A 6,364-nucleotide genomic window follows, 5' to 3' on the forward strand; every position below is an offset into this window, starting at 1 on the left:
GGCATCGACCAGAAGTTGGCCGGACGGGCGGTCATGGCCGACGGCGCCTACCGAGGCAACCCCGACGTGATCATCCCCTACCGCAAACCCACCGACGGCAGCGAACTCCCCGAGCGGAAGAAGGACCTGAACAAGCAGCACCGCACCGTCCGAGCCCAGGTCGAACACGCCCTGGCCCGCATGAAGAACTTCAAGATCCTGCGCGACTACCGCCGCGCCGCCCACACATTGACCGACACCGCTTCCGGCATCGCCCACCTCCACAACATCATCCTGCTCGGCTGACACCAGCACCGTTGCCAGGCAACGCCTTCACCGAGTTACGAGACGTCCTTTAGGAACAGGGCCGACGGCATCGCAAGATGGAACACGAACCGGCCGAGCACCGACGCCACCGCCTCGCCCAGCAGGCCCCACCGACAGGCCGCGTAGCCGACCGCGGTAAGGATCCAGATCGGTACGAACGCCGACACCAAGCTCATACGGGCCTCACCGGCGGGCGGGCGTCGCGCCGGCTCAGGGACTGGCGAGCGTCCGGGGCGTACGAGCCGAGAAACCCGGCGACAATCTCCACCTGGGCGAGGATGTCATCGACCTGCCGCAGGGTGAACCCGGTTCCGTGACACTCCACCGCGCTTTCGCCGGCGTTCAAGACACCGACGCGTCCAAGGTGCATACCAAGCCGCCGGGCAGCCGGGGGCTGTCCCGTCTGCGTCGATCGGGAAGCCACGCGTTCAGCCTCGCATCCGTTGTGACCACCACGCGCCACGACAGAGCCCGGCTCTGCCGAGGGTCGCGCGCACGCGGCGGCCATTCGCTCGCCTGCGGGCTTCACGAGGGTCATGGACCCAGCAAGGCCCTACGGGCTGCTCGCAACAGGCGTGCAAGGATGGCTGTATGGTCACCGCGCCCAAGGCCGTGCTGAAGAACTACCTCCAAGGGGCGCGGGATGTGCTGCTTTGGAAGCTGGAGGGCGTCTCCGAGCGTGACCAGCGGTGGCCTCGTACGCCGACCGGCACGAACCTGCTGGGCCTTGTCAAGCATGCGTTGAACACTGAGGCGGTCTACTTCGGCCCCACGTTCGGCCGCGAATGGCCCACACCGGACGAGCTCGTGTCCCCTGACGACCCCGACCCGCTGGCCGGGTGGTACGCCACCGAGACCGAGACCGCTGCGGGGATCATCGGCCTCTACCGTCGCATGCAGGCATTCGCCGACGAGACCATCGACGCCCTGCCGCTGGATGCGGTCGGGCACGTTGCCCACTGGGGCGGCGAGGCGGTCACGCTCCACGAGATCATGGTCCACAAGACCGTCGACCTGCAGCGCCACGCCGGACACGCCGACATCCTCCGCGAGCAGCTCGACGGCTCCGTCGGCCTACTGCCGCGCCACAGCAACATCCCTGACGCCACCGACTGGCTGACTTACACCCAGCGGCTGACGGCGATCGCCGACCGATTCAACGGACGAGGAAAGGACGTCCCCACAGACGAGGGTGTAGTGCACGGCTGACCAACACCCGCCCTTTGCGATCAAGGCACTCCGAGTCTCCCGCAGTTAGCTATCGTCCGGATCTGCCGCCGTCCGTGCGCGCCGGCCGGCGGGGAGACCTTCGCGCTCCCTGACCCGTGCAAGACCGTCCCGAACTGCCGATGAGCGTGCGTCGGCGTCGCCCCATGCTGGGGGGGCTGCCACGGCTGCTGCTCCTTACCGCGCGTCGGTGACGAGCGGCATCCTCGCTCACAGCTCGTCGTTACGGAGACTGGGGAGCTGGGCCGCGTAGATGGCGCTCATCTCGTCGTAGTGCCGTGCGATCAGTCGGAGTTCATCGGTGCTACAGAGCCCGATGACCCCGGCTATCGGCCTGCCGTACGACGTCCTGCCGGTCTCAGCCGTATCGCTCGACGAGCGCGTTGCCGATCGAGGCCAGGTGGTCTCGCACCCCCGGAGGACCGGTCACCTCGATCCATTCGACCAGCCCGGCAAGCTCGCCAGCGAGTATGTACTCGTCGTTGCCGCGGATCACGACCTCGATGCGACCGTCGGTCCTGGAACCTCCCACCTCGAGCCGACCGCCGAACCCCATCCGGAGCACGCCTATCCCCTGGGGCGCGCATACCGCCCGGACTTCGAGGGGCATTCGTTTGCGCTCGACCTCGTCGGCGATCGCGCGCCAGCCCTCGGCAAGGTCGAAGTCCTCGGGTCGGTGCACGGGGTCACAGGTCGGGTCGGCGGACGAAACGCGGTCGATCCGGAAGGTCCGCCGACCGGCCTCGGTGTTGGCGACGAGGTACCACGATGGGCCTTTGGCGACGATGCCCAGCGGGTGGACGGTTCGCTCGGTTTCGGTGCCCTGGCGGTCGATGTAGCCGAGCCGGACCTGGACACCGTGGATCACCGCGTCCTGGAGCGCGTCGAGGAAGCGAGGCGGTCGGGGCTCGACCCGGCTCGACCCCCATCGCTGCGGGTCCATGACGAGCGACGACGCTGCCGCCTCGGCCTGCACCCGGAAGGGTTCCGGCAGGGCTTGGACGAGCTTGCGCAGCGCCGCTCTAACGGCCGGCGTCGCAGCCGAGACCGGGCCGGCGACCAGGAAAAGGGCGCGGGCCTCACCCGCGGTCAACCCGGACAGGTCGGTGCGGGCGCCGCCCACGAGGCGCCAGCCGCCGCCTCGGCCCTGCACGGAGTACACCGGGACCCCGGCCATACCCAGGGCGTCGAGGTCACGGCGGGCGGTGCGCTCGGAGATCTCCAACTCCCGGGCGACCTCCGCTGCTGTCACCTGCTCGCGATGTTGCAGCAGAAGGAGGATGGCCATCAACCGGTCGGCTCGCACTCCGACAACACTTCCACGAAAACCGGTCAGGAGATGACCGGTATCGGTCGGCAAGATGCCGGCATGACAACCGATTTTCCCGAGCCCACCCGCATCTCGGTCAACGGTGTGGAACTCGAAGTCTTCGAAGCCGGCCGGCAGAACGCGGGGAACCCCATCGTGCTCTGTCACGGCTGGCCGGAGCACGCCTTCTCCTGGCGCCATCAGATGCCCGCCCTCGCGGCAGCGGGCTACCACGTCATCGTCCCGAACCAGCGGGGTTACGGCAACTCGTCCCGCCCGACCGACGTCACCGACTACGACATCGCACACCTGTCTGGTGACCTCGTCGCACTGCTCGATCACTACGGATACGACGATGCCACCTTCGTCGGCCATGACTGGGGCGCAGCCGTCGTGTGGGGCCTGACCCTGTTGCACCCGAACCGTGTCAGCAAGGTGATCAACATGAGCCTGCCGTACCTCGAGCGCGGCGACAAGCCCTGGATCGAGTTCATGGAGGATGTGCTCGGTAGCGACTACTACTTCGTCCACTTCAACCGGCAGCCGGGCGTCGCGGACGCCGTGTTCGAGGAGAACCCGTTCCAGTTCCTTCGAAACCTGTACCGGAAGGACGTGCGCCTCGCGGAGCCGCAGCCGGGCAATGCGTTGATCAACCTCGCCAGGATGGAAACCCCACTCGGTGAGCCCATCATGAGCGACAGCGAACTCGCCGTCTTCGTCTCCGCCTTTGAATCAACAGGTTTCACGGGCGGTTTGAACTGGTACCGAAACCTGGACCGCAACTGGCGTCTACTGGCGGACGTGAACCCAATCATCCGACAACCAACCCTCATGATCTACGGCGACCGCGACACGGTCGCGCGGTTCGAACGACTGACAGAATTCGTGCCGAATGTGGAAGTGGTCAGTCTGGACTGCGGTCATTGGATCCAGCAGGAAAAGCCGGACGAAACAAACCAGGCGATTCTCAAGTGGCTGGACCAGCGGGATGCCGCCTAAGGGCTGTCTCGTAACTGGATGGAGGCGTTGTCTGCGGCCGGGTCTGTGATCACCAGGTCAGGGCGATGTTGTGCAGGTTGGCGATGCCGGAAGCGGCAGCGGTCAATGTGCGGGCGGCGCGGCGGTAGTCGCGCAGGATCTTCCAGTTCTTCATCCTGGCCAGGGTGTGTTCGACCTGCGCGCGGACGGCGCGGTGCTGGGCATTCAGGTCCTGCTTCCAGGCCGGTAGTGGGCTGCCGTCGCGGTTCTTGCGGTAGGGGATGATCACCTCGGGGTTGCCGAGGTAGCCGCCGTCGGCCATGACGGGCCGTCCGGCCAGCTTCTGGTCGATGCCGGAGGTCCGGTAGACGATCGTGTCGTTGCGGTTGCCCGGCTGGGGGTCGCCGACGGCGATGACGAGGCGGGTGCTGGCGTCGATGGCCACCTGGAGGTTCGTCGAGTACCGATAGTTCTTACTCGGCGCCGCGAGGCGGTGGTCCCGCGTCGGGATGAGGGTGCCGTCGACGATGGCGATCTGGTCGACCGGCCAGCGGCGCACAGGCGCGAGAACCAGCAGCGGGCCGAGAGTGTCGATGACTCGGTGCGCGGCGGAATGCGACACTCCGAACAGCGGACCGATCTGCCGCATCGTCAGGCTCGTGCGCCAGTAGACGGCCACCAGCAGCACCCGGTCGGCCAAGTCGAGGGCCCACTGCCGGCCCGGCCGACCGTCAGCGATCCCGTCCCCGCCACGCTCGGCGACCAGGCGGACCAGCCTGCGGAACTGGGCGGGGGTCAGCCCAGTGAACGGGAGGATCCACTCCTGGCGGGCTGCGGAGATCACCTGCACCCACGCATCCTCGATGATCATCCCCAGCGGACAGACGCCGGGGTCATGAGGAGTGCACGTCTATCAGAGAGGACGACGTGAGCAGCCAGTACATCGTCATCACCGGGGGACCCGGCGCCGGCAAAACCACGCTGATCGACAGGCTGCGGCGTGCCGGCTACGCCTGCGTCGACGAAGCAGGACGACAGATCATCCAGGACCAGCTGTCGATCGGCGGCCAGGCACTGCATACCGGCGACTCACGACTGTTCGCCGAGATCATGCTCAGCTGGGAGATCCGCTCCTACCGCCAAGCCCGCCAACATCCCGGACCCGTCTTCTTCGACCGAGGGATCCCGGACCTGGTCGGCTACTACCTCCTACTCGGTCAGCCCGTTCCCGCACACGTGACAGCCGCAGCACAGCTCTTCCGCTACGACCAGCGTGTGTTCATCGCCCCGCCCTGGCCGCAGATCTACACCACCGACAGCGAACGACACCAAGACTTCGCCGAAGCCGTACGTACCTATGACGCGATGGTCGCCGCCTACACCCAACACGGCTACGAGCTCAGCACCTTGCCCCGCAGCGACGTCGCCTCGCGCGTCAAGTTCATCCAGCAACACACAGCAGCCGTCGATCCCGGAGCTCCGGGATCACACCGCCTGAGCTGCCCCGAGTTACGAGACGTCCCTTAAACGTGCTCGGCGTTGCACGGAAACGCACTCGCCAGATTGAAGGCGTCGGATGTCGGCGTGCAGGTGCTCCGCCTCGCTTCGCAACACACCGTCGAGCACTTCAAGGCCCCAGCGGTTGAGGAGGCCGTCGTGCACGGCATACGCACGTCGGGGTGCCATCTGCCGTAGATATCGAATCAGGTCCGGGACGGTCATCCACGGAGCCTGACCTGGCACGAGCAGCGTGGGCGCGTCCACCACGGTCAACGCATCGCCCGGGTGGAGCACCTCGCCGTCGACCAGGAATCCGATGTTGTCAACGGGCGGGAAGTCAGGGTGACTGCGGTGGTGCTTGTCTCCGACTGCCTGTACCTCCAGGCCGGCCACCGAGAACACATCCCCGTCGTGCACAACACGAACCTGGCCTTCCAGGTCCGTCAGGTGTCGTGCGACACCGGGCAGGTGTAGATCGTGAGAACGGAGTTGCCGGCTGCCGCGGCTCGCAATCGCTCCGGCTCGAAGTGGTCGAAGTGTTCATGCGTGATGAGCACTGCTTCTATCTCTGCCCAAGCCTCGGGTTCGGGCGTCATCGTGCCGGGATCGATGACCAGAGCACGTCCTCGATCTTCCACACGGACACAGGCGTGGCCGTACTTGGTCAGCTGCATCGCTTCGTTGTAGCACCTTCCGACCCAATGGATCGTCCCTTGATGTCGAGGGAGGAGACCTCATCTGCTGCTGGCCACGCGTCATCGATGTAGCTGCGAGTGGATGTCCAGTACCCTTCGCAGGTGGCTGAGGACGAACTCACGATTAGGGCCTGTTTCAAAAATGAAACCGTCTGATCCCGCGTGGGCGTGTCGGTGATCGATAGACAGCGAGGTCTCCGGTAGAGGGTTCATCGACCAAGACGAACTTTCATACCGGAGACCTCGTGGCCACCTTAGCGGTGACGAGGCGACACGATCTGACCGACGGGCAGTGGGCGGCGCTGGAGCCGTTGTTGCCCCGCCCTGGACGGTCGGGACGTCCGCCGAA

10 protein-coding genes and 1 pseudogene are annotated in these 6,364 nt (G+C 66.2%); 5 read left to right on the forward strand and 6 right to left on the reverse strand.

Going from position 1 to position 6,364, the window contains the following annotated elements; translation table 11 throughout:
• On the forward strand, positions 1 to 285 hold a 285-nt coding region (locus BMY89_RS29615; protein WP_139218049.1), incomplete at its 5' end, for a transposase family protein.
• 35 nt (positions 286 to 320) lie between these two features.
• Here BMY89_RS29615 and BMY89_RS30200 read toward each other — a convergent pair.
• On the reverse strand, positions 321 to 482 hold the full coding sequence (locus tag BMY89_RS30200; protein ID WP_232521623.1) for an AEC family transporter: 162 nt from the start codon (positions 480 to 482) through the stop codon (positions 321 to 323).
• 415 nt (positions 483 to 897) lie between these two features.
• Between BMY89_RS30200 and BMY89_RS29620 the strand changes: the two genes are divergently transcribed.
• On the forward strand, positions 898 to 1,515 hold the full coding sequence (locus BMY89_RS29620) for a DinB family protein (protein WP_092383797.1): 618 nt from the start codon (positions 898 to 900) through the stop codon (positions 1,513 to 1,515).
• A 376-nt stretch (positions 1,516 to 1,891) separates the two neighbouring features.
• Here the strand turns inward: BMY89_RS29620 and BMY89_RS29625 are convergent, their stop codons facing one another.
• On the reverse strand, positions 1,892 to 2,656 hold the full coding sequence (locus tag BMY89_RS29625) for a helix-turn-helix transcriptional regulator (RefSeq protein WP_232521625.1): 765 nt from the start codon (positions 2,654 to 2,656) through the stop codon (positions 1,892 to 1,894).
• Positions 2,657 to 2,725: 69 nt separating this feature from the next.
• A pseudogene (locus BMY89_RS31670) lies at positions 2,726 to 2,821 on the reverse strand (HTH domain-containing protein); the annotation flags it as partial.
• Here BMY89_RS31670 and BMY89_RS29630 point away from each other — a divergent pair.
• A complete protein-coding gene (locus tag BMY89_RS29630; protein WP_232521624.1) occupies positions 2,795 to 3,841 on the forward strand; it encodes an alpha/beta fold hydrolase in 1,047 nt (348 codons plus the stop codon). The pseudogene BMY89_RS31670 and the gene BMY89_RS29630 sit on opposite strands and share 27 nt — an antisense overlap.
• 49 nt (positions 3,842 to 3,890) lie before the next feature.
• On the opposite strand, the gene BMY89_RS29635 is transcribed toward BMY89_RS29630, so the two are convergent.
• Positions 3,891 to 4,670, reverse strand: a complete 780-nt coding sequence (locus BMY89_RS29635) for a transposase family protein (protein ID WP_092383808.1) — start codon at positions 4,668 to 4,670, stop codon at positions 3,891 to 3,893.
• Between the two features lie 77 nt (positions 4,671 to 4,747).
• On the opposite strand from BMY89_RS29635, the gene BMY89_RS29640 reads away from it, so the two are divergent.
• Positions 4,748 to 5,347 (forward strand): AAA family ATPase, encoded by a 600-nt coding sequence (locus tag BMY89_RS29640; RefSeq protein ID WP_198414186.1) that lies wholly within the window; start codon positions 4,748 to 4,750, stop codon positions 5,345 to 5,347.
• Here the strand turns inward: BMY89_RS29640 and BMY89_RS30750 are convergent.
• Both BMY89_RS30750 and BMY89_RS30755 read right to left on the reverse strand, forming a co-directional pair.
• Positions 5,330 to 5,737, reverse strand: a complete 408-nt coding sequence (locus BMY89_RS30750) for an MBL fold metallo-hydrolase (RefSeq protein WP_198414187.1) — start codon at positions 5,735 to 5,737, stop codon at positions 5,330 to 5,332. The two genes, BMY89_RS29640 and BMY89_RS30750, sit on opposite strands and share 18 nt — an antisense overlap.
• A gap of 26 nt (positions 5,738 to 5,763) precedes the next feature.
• A complete protein-coding gene (locus BMY89_RS30755) occupies positions 5,764 to 5,994 on the reverse strand; it encodes an MBL fold metallo-hydrolase (RefSeq protein ID WP_198414188.1) in 231 nt (76 codons plus the stop codon).
• A 266-nt stretch (positions 5,995 to 6,260) separates the two neighbouring features.
• On the opposite strand from BMY89_RS30755, the gene BMY89_RS31675 reads away from it, so the two are divergent.
• On the forward strand, positions 6,261 to 6,364 hold a 104-nt coding region (locus tag BMY89_RS31675), incomplete at its 3' end, for a transposase (protein WP_139218050.1).

The sequence above is a fragment of the Micromonospora phaseoli genome, assembly GCF_900109115.1.
Classification (GTDB): Bacteria; Actinomycetota; Actinomycetes; order Mycobacteriales; family Micromonosporaceae; genus Micromonospora; species Micromonospora phaseoli.

Bases quoted from the DNA above. Each gene is read 5' to 3' on its own strand.
- BMY89_RS30200 (WP_232521623.1), bottom strand. From the start codon at position 482: ATGAGCTTGGTGTCGGCGTTCGTACCGATCTGGATCCTTACCGCGGTC.
- BMY89_RS29630 (WP_232521624.1), top strand. From the start codon at position 2,795: ATGTTGCAGCAGAAGGAGGATGGCCATCAACCGGTCGGCTCGCACTCC.
- BMY89_RS30755 (WP_198414188.1), bottom strand. From the start codon at position 5,994: ATGCAGCTGACCAAGTACGGCCACGCCTGTGTCCGTGTGGAAGATCGA.
- BMY89_RS29620 (WP_092383797.1), top strand. From the start codon at position 898: ATGGTCACCGCGCCCAAGGCCGTGCTGAAGAACTACCTCCAAGGGGCG.